The organism is Candidatus Allofontibacter sp., from assembly GCF_040404065.1.
GTDB lineage: Bacteria > Pseudomonadota > Alphaproteobacteria > Pelagibacterales > Pelagibacteraceae > Fontibacterium.
In genome coordinates, this window is the sequence record NZ_JBBAJM010000001.1 from 41,940 (window position 1) to 57,883 (window position 15,944).

Consider the following 15,944-nt stretch of genomic DNA (forward strand, 5'->3'; position numbering starts at 1 on the left):
CTTTAAGTTAATTTAAAATTGATTATGAATAAAGTTTTTATTATTGGTGGAACAGGTCAATTTGGATTTTATTTATCAAAATTATTACTAAATAATACAACTAAAATATATATAACTTCTAGAAACATTCATAGTACTAAAATTAAATTTTTCAAAAATATTTTTAAAAATAGAATCACTTTTATAAAGCTGGATATTTATAATAAAAAAAAAATCTATTTTTACTTAAAAAATATAAAACCAAATTATATCTTTTATTTAGCCGCACAGAGTTCTGTTTTTAAATCATTTAAAAAGAGCAAAGAAACATTAAAATCAAATTTTGATGGTTGTAAAAATGTATTAGATATTCTGGTTCAACTAAATATTGATGCAAAATTCTTTAATGCATCTTCATCTGAAATGTTTGGTAATATTAAAGATAAAATTACAATTCATACTCAAAAAAGACCCGTTAGTCCTTATGGAAAAGCAAAATTAAAAGCTTATAATTTAGTAAGAAAATACAGAAAAAAATTTAATTTAGAGCTTTATAATGGAGTTATCTTTAATTGCGAGTCTTATATAAGACCCAATAGTTTTGTTATTCCTAAAATTTGTTTATCGGCAATCCAAGCTAAAGTAGCGACCAGTCAAAATAAGAAAATATTTTTTAAATTTGGAAATCTTAATATAAAAAGAGATTTTGGTTGGTGCGAAGAATATGTAAAATATATATGGAAATATATGCATAGTAAAAATTATGACTTTATTATTGCAACTGGAAAGACCTATTCGCTAAAAAAATTATTAAATGAAGCTTTTAAATTTTTTAAATTAGATTGGAGAAAATATATTATAGAAGATAAAAATTTTTATAGAAAAAAAGAAATTACATCAGTTGAAGCAAATATTCAGTATTTAAAATTAAAATATAAAAATATTCCTAAAATAAATGGTACTCAAATAGTAAAAAAGCTTGTTAGATATTATTTAATAAATAATATTAAATAAAAATTTTATTTAATAATGTTTCTTTTAAAAATTATTTAGATAAAAGACCTAGTAACTTTAAAAAACCTAAAGCAAAAGTGCTAAACACCAAAACATAAAGGCCTATAATAGCATAACTAATAATCAAACTTGCTGTAATGAAGCCTTTTCCAGAATAACGACCTGGCTGATTATTAAAATCTTTAAGAGCCATGTGCCCTAAAATTAATGCAATAATCTGGAGTAAAAACGGAATAACATAAGACAAGAACAAACCTAAAATTGAAATCGCAAAAGAAATCATTCCCATTACATGTAATGGCGGCAACTCAGTTGTAACTCGATGTTCAACAATTTTATGTGGATCTTTTTTAGCCATTATTATTTGCTTTCTTGATAATTTAAATAAGAACCATACGTTAATGCTAAAGAAGCAAGCAAAAATATATAACTTCCTGTTCCTGCTAAATTAACACTGTGACCAAAAATAAAAGTAGTACGAGTTAAAATAAAAATAAGTGTTAAAAATGCAGCCAAGGCTCCAGATCCGACTTCCACAATAAAATTATGACTTGGATCTAAAAAAAATCTTCTTCTTTTAAATATTTGATACACTGGCAAAATATAAAGAAGCATAATTAAAAAAGTTTGAATTTGAAAAGCATTAACCCAAATAAATCCAGCATTAACCCAAGGGAAGAATAAGGAAATAAATGCAACTCCTGTTGAGACAAGAACAATTAATTGCCCCTTATCAAATTTTAAATCTTTAGTGTCAATTTTAATATCAATTTTCATAAATCTTACGAACCCTTGATATTAAATTTTTACAAAAATATCTATTAATTATTATATTTAGATTACAACTTAAGATTTAAATTGAATTCTTAATTGCTTCTTTGATGTATTCAACACGAAGTGCTGTAACAAATTTTCCAGGCTTACCTTCTCCAATTTGAGAAGTATTTATTTTAATAACAGGCGTCACAAATGCAGTTGCTGAAGTAATAAATGCTTCATCTGCTGATTGCGCTTCTTGTAAAGAAAAATTTTTGTACACAACTTCATAACCTAATTCTTTTGCACAATTCATAACAGCATCTCTTGTGATCCCGCTTAAAATAAGCTGATCTGAATGTCTGGTCTTAATAATTTTTCCTTTAACAATCCATGCGTTATTAGAAGATCCTTCCATAATATAGCCCTGTCTAATAAACCAAGCATCATCAAAGCCTTTTTCTGTTGCTTCAGTTTTTGCAAGACTTGGGTAAAGCAGTTGAGTTGTTTTAATATCGCAACGTTTCCATCTTAAATCATCTAACGTCATAACTTTAATTCCATTTTTGGCATTTGGAGAATCCATAAGCTTCTTTTCTTGAGTAAATGCAAAAACAGTTGGTTGGATTTGTTCTTTTGGCATATCAAAACTTCGATCCGCAACTCCTCTCGTCACTTGTAAATAAACTAGTCCTTCTTTAATATTATTTAATTCAAGAAGCTTTCGGTGGAATGTTAAAATTTCTTCATGGTTTAATAATTTTTTAAATTTTAACTCCGTCATAGAACGATCTAGTCGCTTCATATGATTTTTAAAATCTATTAATTTTCCTTCGAGAACTGAGGTTACCTCGTATACAGAATCTGCAAAAAGTAATGATCGATCAAAGATTGAGACCTTTGCTTCATCTTCTCTCTTAAATTCTCCATTAATATAAACTTGTCTCATATAAATATTTTTATAAAAAAACTCTTAAATCAAATGATTAAATTTAAATACACAATAATTGTTGATAATTCAAAAAAATTTGAAAAGTAAATAATTTTTAAGTGATTGAACAAGTCATATCACTGCCACAGCACAGTGGACTTTTAATTTTTCCATGACCGTTTGGACATTCGCAAATTTGTACTTTTTGTCCATTATCTAATTTAAGTGAAGCATCTTTAAGGGGCGCATCACATTTTCCACAAGTTACATTCGCGGACATTTTGCATTTTGGACATTCGTATGTTGCCATAGAATCTTATGATATCACAAATTGACATTGACTAGTAAGTTAAATTACTTAACTTTATCAAGGCTTAAACTAACATTCACCGTCACTTCATCTTTTAAAATCAAGGTAGGTGACCAGGCACCAATTCCAATTTCAAAATCAGTCCTGTTAAAATTAAAGGTTCCTTTGGCAGTTGCTTTATTATTTCCTTCTAAATTGTAACTCAGGGGTATTTTAAAATCTTTTTCTTTTCCCTTTATGCTTAAAGTTGCAAAAGCGAATGCGGTATTATCTTTATTAATTACAAAATCTTTAGTTTTTATGAAAGCTTTTGGAAATTTCGCAACATCAAAGAATGTATCTCCTTTTATAAGATCGGCATAATCTAAATCATAATTTGTTGTCATGCTTTCAATATCAACTTCAATATTTACAACGCCTTTTAAATTCTTACGATCTGCATTCACAAGTCCTTTAAACCTTTTAAAGCTTCCCTTAATGTCCTCTGTAAACAAAACTGGAATTGAAAAATTAATTGAACTTTTTGAATCATTAATAATCCACTTTTCCAAGGCAAAAGTTTGATTGCAGAGAAAAAAAAATAAAAAAAAATATTTAATCACTCAGATTTTCCGTACCACATACGACTTAGTGTCTTGTCTTTTAAAAGATAATGATGAACAAGACTTATTAAAACATGCAAAGATAAAACAGTAATAAAAACATAAACAGAAATGAAATGAATATTAATTGCAATTTTTGCGATTTCATTATTTTTTTCAACTAAAGTAGGAACAGAAAAAAGACCGAAAACATTAACAGGATATCCTTTGGCACTCGAATAAATCCATCCGCTTAAAGTAATAGTGAGTAAAATAAAATAAAAAGAGTAATGCCCTAACTTTGCTAAAATATTTAAAAATTTAATTTTTCCTAAAGGCACAGGAACAACATTAACGATTCTCCAGAAAAATCTTAAAATTAATAACATCAGCACCACAATTCCTGTAGACTTATGTATGCTAAATAATAAGAATTTAACTGGTCCGCTTTCTAAATCATCTAAAAAAATTCCAAGGGCAAAATTGCCAACAATCAATACTGTCATGATCCAATGAAAGTTTTTGCTAACAAACCCGTAAATAATTGAAGTATTTTTGTAGCTCATAATTTTAATATCTGGCTAAAATACAATTACTCTCAAATAAAAAAAAATTCTAGTACATCAGGTATATTTCTTTATTACCAAGTCTTGTAAAAGACTATTTATACCCCACATAGATCTTGATACTTTTGGAGTCGGTGCTAAACTATAGAAAAGCACATCTATACACTAATAATTAAAAGAGCCTAAATCGCTGGCGACTAATCAGTAATATAAAAACTGTACACAAAAAATGTACGGAATTACTGTGTTTTCAATACATACGAATAAAGACAAAAACTATGCTGAACGAAAATTATATGGGCAAACTTGTAACGCCAAAAAAATTTGCGGCTTATACCTCCCGCTTACTTAAGGGCTATAATTCTATTATGGTAAATGATGACAATATCATGTCATTTAGATTTTCAGCTTACGGCACGTTGGTTTTGTTTAATATTATGAATAGTTATTATGATAACAAACAGATTACTTCCGAAGAAATCGCAAATTGTATTGATTATAAATTTGGTAGCAGAAATTCTATTTTAAACCTTATTAAAACAGCCGAAAAAAATAAATTAATTACTAAAATGATATCTAAAAAAGATCATAGACAAAAATATATTATTCCAACTAAAGCTTTAATTGATAGTCATGAAAAAATGATAGGCTTCATTTTAAATCTAGAAAATAAAAATTAAACTATTTTAATCGACAGATCTGGCAGACGATCTAATTTACAAACGATCACATCGCCTTTAACCACCGGCCCTACATTTTCTGGTGTTCCTGAAAATATAATATCGCCTGGGAATAACTCATTAGCTTCAGATAATTTTGAGATTTGTTCAGCAACAGACCAGATCATCTGATTTAGGTTAGCTTTTTGTTTAATTTGATCGTTAACTGCTAAAGAAATATTTCCTTCTTTGTAATGACCTACTTTAGAAACTAAATGAATAGGACCAATAGGAGCTGAATGATCAAAAGATTTTCCAATTTCCCATGGTTTCTTTTCATCAGCCAAAGCACGTTGTAAATCACGTCTTGTCATATCTAATCCTAATGCATAACCAAACACATGATCTAAAGCCTTCTCAACTGGAATATTCTTTCCACCTGATTTTAAAGCAGCGACCAACTCAACTTCATAATGATAATTTTTAGTTAAACTTGGATAAGTATGCTCCGCAACTGTTCCAGGTTTTACATTCTGAATAGCATCTGTTGGTTTTTGAAAAAAGAAAGGAGGCTCTCTAGATGGATCCGATCCCATTTCCTTCGCATGTGCTGCATAGTTTCTGCCAATACAATAAATTCTTCTTACCGGAAATGAATCTTTGCCATCAATGATTGGTATAAAAGTTGGTTTAACCGCAAATGGTATTTTAGTTTCTGCTAAGGCGGCGGATGAAACTGATGCTACCCCCGCTACTGTTATTGCTGCAACTCCCATTTTTAAAGCATCTCTTCTTGATTTTTTTTTTTCATTAATCATCAGATCTCCCTTCCGTAATTGAAAACATACTACTTATAACAATGCTATCAACACACTTTTAAAGGGAGTGATGTTAGAAAAGATTTAATAATTTAAGAAGTAAAGGAACTAAGATTGCAGTTGCAATTCCATTAAGGCCAAGTGCAAGAGCTGCAAAAACTCCTGCTGTTTCGTTTCTACTCATGGCTCTTGCGGTACCAATTCCATGTGAGGCAAGTCCCATTCCAAAGCCTCTTGCTGCCATATCTTTTAATTTTAAAAAATCTAAAGCAAAAGTACCAAAAGATGCGCCTACAATTCCGGTTAAAAGAGTAATGATAGCTGTAACAGAAGGAATTCCTCCGATCAGTTCTGAAACCCCCATTGCAATCGGTGCTGTTGCACTTCTTGGCAACATACTAAATAAAAGCTGATCGCTGATTCCAAAAATTTTACATAAAGCAAAAGTGGATATGATTGCAAATAAACTTCCAACAACCAATGAAACAAAAATACTTAAGGCCTCTTTTTGAATAAATTTAAATTTTCTGTAAATTGGAATTGCAAGAGCAACGGTTGCAGGCCCCAACATAAAATGAATAAATTTTGCTCCATCAAAGTATCTTTCATAAGAGACATTTAAATTAATTAAAACTAAAGAAACAATTGTAATTGAAATAACAACTGGATTTACCAGCGGAAATAATTTCGATCTTCTATAAAGATAATCTCCAATTAAATAAGAGCCAATCGTTAGCGTTAACCAAAATAGTGGCTCCGCCTGAAGGTACACCCAAATGCTATATAGCTTATCTTTTTCGATCATTTTTTATTAATTCTCTTGTTAATTTTTTCCATTAAAAATGCAGAGATACAAATTGTTAAGATAGTTGAAACAAAAACAATGACTAAAACTTTGGATAAATTATTTTCTAAATAAGAAAAATGCATCACCACCCCAACTCCAATGGGTACAAATAAAAATGATAAATATCTTAAAATATAAGTTGAAGTATCCGCTACTTCTTTTTTTAAATTGTTAACAGATTTAGTTCTAACTCTTTTTAACAAAATTAATGTTACTAGAAGCAGAATAAGACCAATCACGGGTCCTGGTATTCTAATTTCAAATATTTTTTTTAAAGCTTCACCCATTAACTGGTAAAAGAAAATAATAAATATAGAACGAAGCATCAGTTAAATCTTTAAGCTATCTTAAAATACTAATCAATATTTTGAACTATTTTAAGAATTCTTTCTTTTGCAAGTCATCAAAACTAGAATTGCGATAAATGATGAAATTGCTGAAAATAAAAACGCAAGTTCAGCATTGTAACCCTCATAAATAAAACCAAAGATAAATGAAGCTGGAAATAACATAAAACCAGTGACTAAATTAAACCAACCGAATGCAGTTCCACGTTGATTTGTTTTTGTTAAATCTGCAACAAATGCTCTTTCAGCGCCTTCCGTTGCTGCTTTAAACAATCCGTAAAATCCAAATAAGAACCAAATAGTTATTCCAAGAACATTAAGTCTCGACATAAAAATATAAAACAAAACATAAGCTAACCAGCCAAATCCTATAAAAAGAATTCTGCCGTGCTTATCTGATAACGCTGAAAAATAAGTGCTAAACAATACGGTCACTACCGCAACTACTGACCATAAAATTGGAATGAGATAAGAGGGCATACCCAGTTCTCTGGCACGAAGTAATAAAAACATATCTGAAGAGCAAGCGAGTGTAAAAAAAGCAACTGCCCATAAATATCTTTTAAAAATTTTTGGCATTTTTTTTAAAGACCAATTAAATTTTTCAGTCTTAATTGACTTAAATTTTTTCTCTTTGATCATGCAGGATAATAAAACAGCTATAACCGCTGGTATAATCGCGAGTAAAAAAATATTTTTAAGAGACAATCCAATTGCGATGAACATTGCAGCTAGCAATGGGCCGATAATGGCACCTGCATTATCCATGGCGCGGTGGAAACCAAAAACTAAACCATAATTTTTTTTATTCGTGCTATTTGCAAGTAATGCATCTCGTGGTGATGATCTAAGTCCTTTACCTACCCGATCAGCAAATCTGATAAAAAGTAAAGCGGGCCAAGAACTAATGATTGAAATTAAAGGTCTACTAATACCCGCGATCCCATAACCAAATATTAGCCAAGGTTTTGCTTTTCGTGTTTTATCAAACACGACGCCCGATACTAATCTTAACAAACTTGAGGTGGCTTCCGCTATTCCTTCAATCAAACCCATAGCCTTAGGTCCTGCTAGTAACACGCTTGATAAATAAAGTGGAAGTAACGGATAGACCATCTCACTTGCGCTATCATTAATAAGACTAATAAAGCCAATTAACCAAACGGTTTTGGGTAATGAAAAAATTGCTTTCATAACTCTAAAATTTAAAAATTAACTTAACTGAATAGTGTCTCTAATTAAAACAATATTAAGAGAAATGATAATTGCCGCAATAACTATAGCAATTACTGTTAACCAAAATGGAGCTACCATCTTCTGCATTTTTTGTTTTGATGAAGTAAACATAATGAGTGGGATGATTGCAAAAGGTAACTGAAAACTTAAAATCACTTGAGATAATATAAGTAAAAAAGCCGTTTTATCTGCGCCATAAATTAAAATAACAATAACTGCAGGAACAATTGCAATCAGTCTTGTAATTAATCTTCTAAGCCAAGCAGGTAGTTTTATATGAAGAAAACCTTCCATTACAATTTGTCCTGACATTGTAGCGGTCACGGTAGAATTTAAACCACAACACAAAAGCGCAATTCCAAATAAAGTAGGAGCAATTGCAATGCCAAGCAATGGCTGAAGTAGTTCATGAGTTTTTCCAAGTTCAGTTATATTTGTCTGTCCAGTTTTATGGAAGGTGGCAGCTGCTAAAATTAAAATAGAAGCATTAATTATAAATGCAAACATCAATGCAATGGTTGAATCAATTGTTATAAATTTTAAGGCTTCCTTTTTAGCTGGTAAAGTTTTTCCAAATGCGCGTGTTTGTACAATACCGGAATGTAAATATAAATTATGCGGCATTACTGTTGCACCAATAATTCCAAGTGCAATAAATAATTTATTTGGATTTGTAATAATATCTGTTGTTGGAATAAATCCATTTATAACTTCTGCCCATTCGGGTTTTGCATAAAATATTTGAATTGCAAAACAAGCAGTGATGACAACGAGTAATGAAATGACAAAAGCTTCTATCCAACGGAAGCCTTTATTTTGTAACCAAAGAATTAAAAAAACATCTAATGCAGTAATTAAAACTCCAAACTCAAGTGGAATTTTAAATAATAAATTTAATCCAATTGCAGTTCCAATAACTTCTGCAAGGTCAGTTGCGCAAATTGCAAGTTCTGCAAAAATCCAAAGTGGAAAGGAAATAAATTTAGGAAAAGCATCTCTACAAGCTTGAGCTAGATCTCTACCTGTTGCAATTGCAAGACGCGCGCATAGTGATTGCAAAATAATTGCCATGATGTTTGAAAGCACAGCAATAAATAAAAGTGTGTAACCAAATTGCGCTCCCCCTGAAAGACTGGTCGCCCAATTTCCAGGATCCATGTACCCAACCGCGACTAAGTAACCGGGTCCAAAAAATGCAAAAAACTTTTTCCAAAATCCAGATGTTGGCACAACAACTGTTCTAAAAACCTCAACTAATGAAGCTTCCCGTTTTAAGTGTAGCCAGCTAGGCTGCTTTATAACTCTTGTCTTTGATGATCTCATTCAATAAAAGCTTTTTCTTATATATTACATGTTAATGTATAATCATATCTTAAGCCTTCAGGGCAAACTTTATTAAAAAAAACTCGTAATATTTCATGGCAACTAAAAACGGTAAAAATTTACCTCTCTTAGTACTATCTTCTCTTGGTGTTGTGTTTGGAGATATCGGAACCTCTCCTCTTTACGCTCTTAAACTTTCTGTTGAAGCAGCTCGCAGTACTGGTGCAAGTATGTCTTCAGCTGTTTATGGGGTTTTGTCTTTAATTACTTGGGCAATAATTATCGTTGTCTCAATCAAGTACGTATTAATTATTATGCGAGCAGATAACCATGGTGAAGGTGGAGTTTTCGCTTTAACAGCTTTGCTACATAGAAAAATGAAAAGTAGCTCTAGAATGCATTGGGTTGTTACTATTCTTGGAACATTAGGAGCTGCGTTATTTTTTGGTGATAGTTTAATTACTCCTGCAATTTCAGTATTAAGCGCCGTTGAAGGTTTAAAAGTAGTATCTCCGCAACTTGGAAAATATGTAATTTATATTTCCATAATCATTATCTCTATTTTATTTGCAGTAGAAAAATACGGTACCAGTAAGATTGGGGTGGTTTTTGGACCCATTATGTTGGTTTGGTTTATTACCATCGCTTATTTCGGACTAATTGAAATTATTGATAAACCAGAAATATTAAGAGCATTAAATCCAATGTATGGATTAAATTTTTTATTAACTCATAAAGGAATATCCATTGCGATTTTAGGAGCAATCGTACTTGCGATTACGGGTGGCGAAGCTTTGTATTCTGACATGGGTCACTTTGGTAGAGCTTCTATAAAATACTCTTGGTTCTGCGTTGCTTTTCCAGCTCTACTTTTAAATTATTTTGGTCAAGGCGCTTTATTAATTGCTGAACCCACTTCAATTGATAACCCGTTTTACAGATTAGCTCCTGACATAGCTTTAATCCCATTAATTATATTAGCAGGTCTTGCTACAATTATAGCTTCTCAAGCTGTGATCTCTGGAGTTTTTTCAATTACAAGTCAGGCAGTACAACTTGGCTATATTCCAAGATTTAGAATTAAACACACGTCCGCAAATGAGTTTGGTGAAGTATATTTGTCTAAAATAAATCTCGCGTTATTTACAGGGGTTATTCTTTTAATTATAGGTTTTAAAAACTCTGAAAATCTTGCCCACGCTTACGGTATTTCTGTAACGGGGGCTATGTTAATTGATACTATTCTTGCTTCATTCTTATTAATCACAATTCGCAAATGGAATAAGCTTATATTTATTCCAATATTTGCATGTTTATTTATTATTGATTCTGTTTTTTTGTCAGCAAATTTACTTAAATTTTTTGAAGGGGGTTGGTTGCCAATTTTTATTGCAGCGGGACTATTATTAATGATGCTAAGTTGGATTAACGGACGTAATCGTTTATTAAAAGCAAGATGGCAAGGCTCAATGAAGCTTTCAAGTTTTTTATCTAGTATTGCAAAAAGAAAGGTACGCCGAGTAGATGGAACTGCGATATTTTTCGTTCCTAATCTTAAAGTAGTGCCAATGGCAATGCTTCATAATTTAGAACATAATAAAATTTTACATAAAAGAATTATTTGTTTGCACTTAAGTTTTGAAAACTTTCCAAAACTAGGCAATGATGAACGTCTTATTGTGAAACGTTTAAGTAATAATTTTTATACTGTTGTTGCAAGATACGGATTCCAAGAAGAACCTAATATTCCAAGAGTATTAGCACTATTAAGAGCTTCAGGTTTTCCATTTGATATGTCCAAGACTTCATTCTTTGTAGGAAAGATAAAAGTTATTGCAAAAAATTCTTCTATAGTTTCTAGTTTATTCATCTATATGCACCGAATGATGATGGGTGCCACTGAATATTACAAGATTCCAAAAGAAAGAACTGTAGAGCTCGGCGGAGTTATAGAAATTTAATTTATTCTTTAAGGGGGGGGAGGCCCAGATAAAATCTGGGCCTCAGTTATTAACTTATAGGGAAACTATAAATTTAGTTAATTTGCTCTCCGTGCTGAGAAAGATCCAAACCGTCTCTTTCGTTAGCATCAGAAGCTCTTAAAGGTGTGATCAAATCAACTACTTTTAAAATGATGTAAGTTACGATTGCTGTGTAAAGCAAAGTAACACCAACACCGATTAATTGTAATTTAACTTGAGCAGCATTTCCTTCTAACAATCCTGCAGTTCCGCCGATTGCTTTTGAAGCAAATACTCCTGTTAAGATTGCACCAAGAGCTCCGCCTAACGCATGGATACCAAATACATCTAAAGAATCGTCATAGCCAAAAGCGCTCTTTAATTTAGTACAAGTTAAGTAACAGATTACACCTGCTGCAAGTCCGATAAAGAAAGCTGCGCTTGGAGCAACAAATCCTGAAGCTGGAGTAATCGCAACTAATCCCGCTACAGCACCTGAGCACATTCCAAGTAAGCTTGGTTTTTTCTCGCCAGCAAACCATTCAATTAGCATCCAAGCAATACCTGCTGTTGCAGCTGCTATCTGAGTTACAAGCATCGCCATTCCAGCGCTACCGTTTGCGGCAACAGCTGAACCAGCATTAAATCCAAACCAACCTACCCATAACATTGAAGCACCAATCATAGTCAATGCAATATTATGTGGACGAGCTTTTGATTTTCTTTTTCCAATCACTAGAGCGGCAACTAAACCTGCAACTCCTGAATTGATGTGAACTACAGTTCCGCCAGCATAATCAAGAACGCCTAGTTTAGATAAATATCCACCACCCCAAACCATGTGTCCAATAGGCGCGTAAACAAAAATTACCCATAGCACTACAAAAATAAATAATGCAGAGAAATTAATACGCTCAACGATCGATCCACAAATTAAAGCAGCTGTAATAATTGCAAATGTTAATTGATAGCAAATAAAAACAGTTTCTGGGATTGTTGTATTTAATGCAGCAACGTCAACTCCTTTTAAAAATAATTTAGAAAGGTCTCCTATTACTAGTCCGCCTTCTCCAAAAGTAAGTGTGTATCCGCAAACAAACCAAATTAATGTTACTACACAAGTAATCATGAATGATTGACTGATTGTAGAAACAATATTTTTTTTACCTACTAACCCGCCGTAAAATAATGCAAGACCTGGGATAGTCATTAAAAGTACAAGCGCTGTACTTGTTAACATCCACGCAGTGTCTCCTGGGTTTAATACAGGTTTTGGTGCTTCCGCAGCAAAAACTGCTGTTGTTACTAATAAAGTACCAACAAATACTAAAGCTCTAGATATTATTTTTATCATATTGCTTTATCTCCTTTTTCTCCTGTTCGGATTCGAATAACCGCAGCTAAATTAGTTACGAAAATTTTTCCGTCGCCAATTTTTCCAGTTCTTGCAGTTTTTTGAATCGTTTCTAAAACTTTAGAGTATTTCTTGCTAGAAACCGCTATCTCAAGTTTAGTTTTTGGCAGAAAAGCTACTTCATACTCAGAACCACGATAAAATTCTGTATGACCTTTCTGACGCCCATATCCTTTGACATCTGTCATCGTTAACCCATCAACACCAATTTTGTTAAGAGCTTTCTTAACATTCTCAGCTTGTTCTGGTTTAACTATTGCTGTTATCAGCTTCATAGTGCTCCCATTGTTAAACCATTAAATCCGAATCTATTATTTTTAATAAATGCAGCCTGCTCTGGTTTAGTTATAGCAGTAATAAGTTTCATGATTTTTTTTAACAAATAAAAATTCTAATGGATAATGAGCATTCAATGAGTCAGATATGATCAGAATGCATAACCTGACTATTTAATATTGTCTCTAAAACGACTTAATTTATTAGAAAATTCTTCGACTAAATTTAAAAGTGTATTTCCATGTAAAGTTGGCATTACCCCTTTGCTAGTTCTATCAAATAATTTTTTATTTATATCCTTTTCAAGATCCATCACTGCTCTTGAAAATGTTGATTGAGATTTATTGTCTTTCTTTGAAGCGTTTAAAAAACTACCGGCTTTAGCGACTTTTCTGAATACTTTTAGCTTTTCCCAATTCATTAGAAAAATCTATATCCAAAACGCATAACTATCTAATGCAATATTGGAAAATGAGATATGCTAATTAACTTTAAAGATGCTTACGATTTTATAGGATCTATCAACAATCACCATTTCTCCAGAATTTGCAAAATAATCTGTCAGTCCTAGGATGGTTGTGTGATGAGTAACCAGAATATAATTTTTCTTTTTATCCAATTTATCGATTAATTCTTTAGTTTTTTTTACATAAGCGGGCGTCTTACTTGAGTCTGCAAAAGTAGAATTTAGACCAGAAAAAGTCTCAAAATTTACAAATGCACTTCTTGCTGTGTCTTTGCATCTACAATATTCAGATGAGTAAACTTTTTCAAAAGTAATGTTATTTTTTTTAAAAAATTCTCCTATTCTTTTTGCTTGTTCAAATCCTTCTTTTGATAAATTACGCTGTGTTTTACAATCGTTCAGATTAAAATTTTTTGGATCTCCTGTTCCTGGTGCCAAAGAGTGACGTATTAAAATTATTTTGCCGCCTTCTTTTAAATCTTTAATGGTTTTCTGCTCATCTCCAAAAGCAGCAAATGAATTCAGTATCAGCAATAAAGACAATAAAAATAGAGACTTTGTGCGCATTTTATTAAACTGGTAGTTAGTACCGAATAACCATAATTAACATTTTATGACTAAATATTTAACTATAATAATATTATTTTTTATCTCTTCGATAATATTTCTTTATGTTCGGGGTAAAAAACAAGGTCATGTTAGAGAATTAATGAAGGATCCTAGAACAGGCACTTTTGTAGATAAAAAATAGTATTTTTCAATTTCAAATAGATAAGTTTTTTTTAAAAAACTCAATCGTTCTACTCCAAGAAAGTTCAGCAGCTTGTTTGTCGTACCTGGGCGTAGTGTCATTATGAAACCCATGATTAACTCCTGCATACATATGAAGTATATAATTTTTTTTATTATCTTTTAGAGCTTGCTCAAATTTAAAAATACCTTCGTTAATTCTTGAATCAAGTTCTGCATAATGCAAAAGAAGCGTCGCTTTAATTTTTGCTACATCTTTCTCATCTGCCTGAGGTCCATAATATGGAACTGCGGCAGATAAATTTGGAAAATTTACTGCCAATTGATTTACAATGCCACCACCATAACAAAATCCAACGGCACCCACTTTTCCTTTTGTAACAGTTGTTAAATATTGAAAACCTGCAAAAAAATCTTGTTTGAGTTTTTCTTGATCTAATGAGGCCTGCGCTTCTCTGCCTTGATCATCATTTCCAGGATAACCTCCTTTTGGAGTCAAACCATCAGGTGCAAAGGCTATAAATTTTGCCTTTGCCAATCTTCTTGTAACATCTGCAATGTAAGGATTAAGTCCTCGATTTTCATGTATAACCAAAACAGCTGAGTTTAATTTGTCTAATATTTTCGGTTTAACTAAATACCCTTTGATACTGCCGTGTCCTTTTGAAGAATCGTAATTTACGTAACTTATTTCAATATCTGGATCTTCTGCTTTTACTTGTTCGGCATAAGAATATTTTGGACTTAACAAGTCTAGAAGTGCTACGGCGCTAACACCTACTGCAAATTTTTTTGCTTTTTCTAAAAACTCACGTTTAGTAATTTTACCATGAGCATAGCTATCATAGAGGTTAATAAGGTCTTGATGGAAATCTTTAGAATTTAATTTTTTCATATTTTAATAATTTATAACTTAAGAATACCTATGCAATTTATAAATAGATTAATTCCTACTAAAATACTTGGGATTAGAGGTTGAATCGTTCCTAATTAATAATTGACATCATTTATAAAAATAAATAATCATTACTGCACTTTAATCAAATGCCAGAAATTCTAAGTCCATATCTAAGCTCGTTCTTTATTCTTTTCCGAGAAGGATTCGAGGGTCTATTAATTGCTATGCTGGTGTTTGCTTACCTTGATAAGATGAATGCAAGACACAAGCGTCCTGCTGTATTTTTAGGTCTTATTGCCGGAGTTATTTTTTCTTTATTATTAGGCTTGGGCATTAGACAAATAGCTTCTTTTACAGAAGGGTATGAAGAATTATTTTCTGGCATTGTGATGTTAACAGCATCTGGAATGCTAGCTTATGTTGCCTTTTTTTGTCAGAGCGCAAAACAACATGTTGAGGGAAAAGTTGATAGAGCGATTAATACGGGTAGCTCAATAATTTTATCGTTAGCAGTATTTCTTGCAGTTCTTAGAGAAGGTTTTGAAATTGTTTTATTTTATGCAGCATTAGTGACCTCTACTATATTTAATACTATTCCAGTATTTGCAGGTGCTATTACAGGTGTTGTTGCTCTAATCGTTGTTTATTTTGGATTAAATAAAATAACTAAAATTATTCCAATGAGTGCTTTTTTTAAAGTATCGAGTTATTTATTATTCGCGCTTTCTATTTATTTTGGTTACGAAGGGATAACAGATTTATATGCTGGCCTTCGCGAACTTAAAGTAATCTAGGTCTCAGACTTTATAAAT

20 protein-coding genes are annotated in these 15,944 nt (G+C 31.7%); 4 read left to right on the top strand and 16 right to left on the bottom strand.

The features are described from left to right. The first annotated feature begins 24 nt into the window (after nucleotides 1–24). Nucleotides 25–993 carry a GDP-mannose 4,6-dehydratase gene (locus tag AC8IG9_RS00215; RefSeq protein WP_507424813.1) on the top strand — a complete coding sequence of 323 codons (969 nt, stop codon included), beginning with the start codon at nucleotides 25–27 and terminating at the stop codon, nucleotides 991–993. 31 nt (nucleotides 994–1,024) lie between these two features. On the opposite strand, the gene AC8IG9_RS00220 is transcribed toward AC8IG9_RS00215, so the two are convergent. From AC8IG9_RS00220 to AC8IG9_RS00245, 6 genes are all read right to left on the bottom strand, one after another. Further along, on the bottom strand, nucleotides 1,025–1,351 hold the full coding sequence (locus AC8IG9_RS00220; RefSeq protein ID WP_507424814.1) for a DUF4190 domain-containing protein: 327 nt from the start codon (nucleotides 1,349–1,351) through the stop codon (nucleotides 1,025–1,027). A 2-nt stretch (nucleotides 1,352–1,353) separates the two neighbouring features. Then, complete coding sequence (locus AC8IG9_RS00225) at nucleotides 1,354–1,770, bottom strand: hypothetical protein (RefSeq protein WP_507424815.1); 417 nt, start codon at nucleotides 1,768–1,770, stop codon at nucleotides 1,354–1,356. A 76-nt stretch (nucleotides 1,771–1,846) separates the two neighbouring features. Continuing rightward, complete coding sequence (locus tag AC8IG9_RS00230; protein ID WP_507424816.1) at nucleotides 1,847–2,698, bottom strand: D-amino acid aminotransferase; 852 nt, start codon at nucleotides 2,696–2,698, stop codon at nucleotides 1,847–1,849. Nucleotides 2,699–2,795: 97 nt separating this feature from the next. Then, the gene (locus AC8IG9_RS00235) at nucleotides 2,796–2,990 is read right to left on the bottom strand and encodes a hypothetical protein (RefSeq protein WP_507424817.1); all 195 of its coding nucleotides are present in this window, start codon (nucleotides 2,988–2,990) and stop codon (nucleotides 2,796–2,798) included. A 44-nt stretch (nucleotides 2,991–3,034) separates the two neighbouring features. Next, nucleotides 3,035–3,541, bottom strand: a complete 507-nt coding sequence (locus AC8IG9_RS00240; RefSeq protein WP_507424818.1) for a YceI family protein — start codon at nucleotides 3,539–3,541, stop codon at nucleotides 3,035–3,037. Between the two features lie 47 nt (nucleotides 3,542–3,588). Beyond that, nucleotides 3,589–4,137, bottom strand: a complete 549-nt coding sequence (locus tag AC8IG9_RS00245; protein WP_507424819.1) for a cytochrome b — start codon at nucleotides 4,135–4,137, stop codon at nucleotides 3,589–3,591. Between the two features lie 278 nt (nucleotides 4,138–4,415). On the opposite strand from AC8IG9_RS00245, the gene AC8IG9_RS00250 reads away from it, so the two are divergent. After that, a complete protein-coding gene (locus AC8IG9_RS00250) occupies nucleotides 4,416–4,817 on the top strand; it encodes a hypothetical protein (RefSeq protein WP_507424820.1) in 402 nt (133 codons plus the stop codon). Here the strand turns inward: AC8IG9_RS00250 and AC8IG9_RS00255 are convergent. From AC8IG9_RS00255 to AC8IG9_RS00275, 5 genes are all read right to left on the bottom strand, one after another. After that, nucleotides 4,814–5,614, bottom strand: a complete 801-nt coding sequence (locus tag AC8IG9_RS00255) for a fumarylacetoacetate hydrolase family protein (protein WP_507424821.1) — start codon at nucleotides 5,612–5,614, stop codon at nucleotides 4,814–4,816. The genes AC8IG9_RS00250 and AC8IG9_RS00255 overlap by 4 nt on opposite strands. Before the next feature lie 73 nt (nucleotides 5,615–5,687). Beyond that, nucleotides 5,688–6,419, bottom strand: coding sequence for an LrgB family protein (locus AC8IG9_RS00260; protein ID WP_507424822.1), 732 nt, complete (start codon nucleotides 6,417–6,419; stop codon nucleotides 5,688–5,690). Beyond that, complete coding sequence (locus AC8IG9_RS00265) at nucleotides 6,416–6,787, bottom strand: CidA/LrgA family protein (RefSeq protein ID WP_507424823.1); 372 nt, start codon at nucleotides 6,785–6,787, stop codon at nucleotides 6,416–6,418. Before AC8IG9_RS00265 ends, AC8IG9_RS00260 begins: the two co-directional genes overlap by 4 nt. A gap of 51 nt (nucleotides 6,788–6,838) precedes the next feature. Continuing rightward, nucleotides 6,839–8,002, bottom strand: coding sequence for an MFS transporter (locus tag AC8IG9_RS00270; RefSeq protein ID WP_507424824.1), 1,164 nt, complete (start codon nucleotides 8,000–8,002; stop codon nucleotides 6,839–6,841). Nucleotides 8,003–8,020: 18 nt separating this feature from the next. Next, the gene (locus tag AC8IG9_RS00275; RefSeq protein WP_507424825.1) at nucleotides 8,021–9,367 is read right to left on the bottom strand and encodes an Nramp family divalent metal transporter; all 1,347 of its coding nucleotides are present in this window, start codon (nucleotides 9,365–9,367) and stop codon (nucleotides 8,021–8,023) included. A 95-nt stretch (nucleotides 9,368–9,462) separates the two neighbouring features. Here AC8IG9_RS00275 and AC8IG9_RS00280 point away from each other — a divergent pair, with 95 nt between their 5' ends. Further along, nucleotides 9,463–11,328: a potassium transporter Kup gene (locus AC8IG9_RS00280; RefSeq protein WP_507424826.1), complete on the top strand. Its 1,866-nt coding sequence runs from the start codon at nucleotides 9,463–9,465 to the stop codon at nucleotides 11,326–11,328. A 73-nt stretch (nucleotides 11,329–11,401) separates the two neighbouring features. Here AC8IG9_RS00280 and AC8IG9_RS00285 read toward each other — a convergent pair whose 3' ends face one another. The 5 genes from AC8IG9_RS00285 to AC8IG9_RS00305 all read right to left on the bottom strand — a co-directional run bounded on the left by AC8IG9_RS00285 (nucleotide 11,402) and on the right by AC8IG9_RS00305 (nucleotide 15,129). Continuing rightward, nucleotides 11,402–12,682 (bottom strand): ammonium transporter, encoded by a 1,281-nt coding sequence (locus AC8IG9_RS00285; RefSeq protein WP_507424827.1) that lies wholly within the window; start codon nucleotides 12,680–12,682, stop codon nucleotides 11,402–11,404. After that, entirely contained in the window at nucleotides 12,679–13,017 is a 339-nt protein-coding gene (locus AC8IG9_RS00290) for a P-II family nitrogen regulator (protein WP_507424828.1), read from the bottom strand. The genes AC8IG9_RS00285 and AC8IG9_RS00290 overlap by 4 nt, the downstream gene beginning before the upstream one ends. A gap of 170 nt (nucleotides 13,018–13,187) precedes the next feature. Continuing rightward, on the bottom strand, nucleotides 13,188–13,439 hold the full coding sequence (locus AC8IG9_RS00295) for a LysR family transcriptional regulator (RefSeq protein ID WP_507424829.1): 252 nt from the start codon (nucleotides 13,437–13,439) through the stop codon (nucleotides 13,188–13,190). A 60-nt stretch (nucleotides 13,440–13,499) separates the two neighbouring features. Further along, the gene (locus tag AC8IG9_RS00300; RefSeq protein ID WP_507424830.1) at nucleotides 13,500–14,051 is read right to left on the bottom strand and encodes a histidine phosphatase family protein; all 552 of its coding nucleotides are present in this window, start codon (nucleotides 14,049–14,051) and stop codon (nucleotides 13,500–13,502) included. A gap of 196 nt (nucleotides 14,052–14,247) precedes the next feature. Continuing rightward, the gene (locus AC8IG9_RS00305; RefSeq protein ID WP_507424831.1) at nucleotides 14,248–15,129 is read right to left on the bottom strand and encodes a dienelactone hydrolase family protein; all 882 of its coding nucleotides are present in this window, start codon (nucleotides 15,127–15,129) and stop codon (nucleotides 14,248–14,250) included. 149 nt (nucleotides 15,130–15,278) lie between these two features. Here AC8IG9_RS00305 and AC8IG9_RS00310 point away from each other — a divergent pair, with 149 nt between their 5' ends. Beyond that, nucleotides 15,279–15,926, top strand: a complete 648-nt coding sequence (locus AC8IG9_RS00310) for an FTR1 family iron permease (RefSeq protein WP_507424832.1) — start codon at nucleotides 15,279–15,281, stop codon at nucleotides 15,924–15,926. The last annotated feature ends 18 nt before the right edge of the window (nucleotides 15,927–15,944 follow it).

Excerpts from the sequence above, each read along its gene's own strand:
- AC8IG9_RS00215 (WP_507424813.1), top strand. The coding sequence starts at position 25 with ATGAATAAAGTTTTTATTATTGGTGGAACAGGTCAATTTGGATTTTAT.
- AC8IG9_RS00220 (WP_507424814.1), bottom strand. The coding sequence starts at position 1,351 with ATGGCTAAAAAAGATCCACATAAAATTGTTGAACATCGAGTTACAACT.
- AC8IG9_RS00225 (WP_507424815.1), bottom strand. The coding sequence starts at position 1,770 with ATGAAAATTGATATTAAAATTGACACTAAAGATTTAAAATTTGATAAG.
- AC8IG9_RS00230 (WP_507424816.1), bottom strand. The coding sequence starts at position 2,698 with ATGAGACAAGTTTATATTAATGGAGAATTTAAGAGAGAAGATGAAGCA.
- AC8IG9_RS00235 (WP_507424817.1), bottom strand. The coding sequence starts at position 2,990 with ATGGCAACATACGAATGTCCAAAATGCAAAATGTCCGCGAATGTAACT.
- AC8IG9_RS00245 (WP_507424819.1), bottom strand. The coding sequence starts at position 4,137 with ATGAGCTACAAAAATACTTCAATTATTTACGGGTTTGTTAGCAAAAAC.
- AC8IG9_RS00250 (WP_507424820.1), top strand. The coding sequence starts at position 4,416 with ATGCTGAACGAAAATTATATGGGCAAACTTGTAACGCCAAAAAAATTT.
- AC8IG9_RS00255 (WP_507424821.1), bottom strand. The coding sequence starts at position 5,614 with ATGATTAATGAAAAAAAAAAATCAAGAAGAGATGCTTTAAAAATGGGA.
- AC8IG9_RS00260 (WP_507424822.1), bottom strand. The coding sequence starts at position 6,419 with ATGATCGAAAAAGATAAGCTATATAGCATTTGGGTGTACCTTCAGGCG.
- AC8IG9_RS00265 (WP_507424823.1), bottom strand. The coding sequence starts at position 6,787 with ATGCTTCGTTCTATATTTATTATTTTCTTTTACCAGTTAATGGGTGAA.
- AC8IG9_RS00270 (WP_507424824.1), bottom strand. The coding sequence starts at position 8,002 with ATGAAAGCAATTTTTTCATTACCCAAAACCGTTTGGTTAATTGGCTTT.
- AC8IG9_RS00275 (WP_507424825.1), bottom strand. The coding sequence starts at position 9,367 with ATGAGATCATCAAAGACAAGAGTTATAAAGCAGCCTAGCTGGCTACAC.
- AC8IG9_RS00280 (WP_507424826.1), top strand. The coding sequence starts at position 9,463 with ATGGCAACTAAAAACGGTAAAAATTTACCTCTCTTAGTACTATCTTCT.
- AC8IG9_RS00285 (WP_507424827.1), bottom strand. The coding sequence starts at position 12,682 with ATGATAAAAATAATATCTAGAGCTTTAGTATTTGTTGGTACTTTATTA.
- AC8IG9_RS00290 (WP_507424828.1), bottom strand. The coding sequence starts at position 13,017 with ATGAAGCTGATAACAGCAATAGTTAAACCAGAACAAGCTGAGAATGTT.
- AC8IG9_RS00295 (WP_507424829.1), bottom strand. The coding sequence starts at position 13,439 with ATGAATTGGGAAAAGCTAAAAGTATTCAGAAAAGTCGCTAAAGCCGGT.
- AC8IG9_RS00300 (WP_507424830.1), bottom strand. The coding sequence starts at position 14,051 with ATGCGCACAAAGTCTCTATTTTTATTGTCTTTATTGCTGATACTGAAT.
- AC8IG9_RS00305 (WP_507424831.1), bottom strand. The coding sequence starts at position 15,129 with ATGAAAAAATTAAATTCTAAAGATTTCCATCAAGACCTTATTAACCTC.
- AC8IG9_RS00310 (WP_507424832.1), top strand. The coding sequence starts at position 15,279 with ATGCCAGAAATTCTAAGTCCATATCTAAGCTCGTTCTTTATTCTTTTC.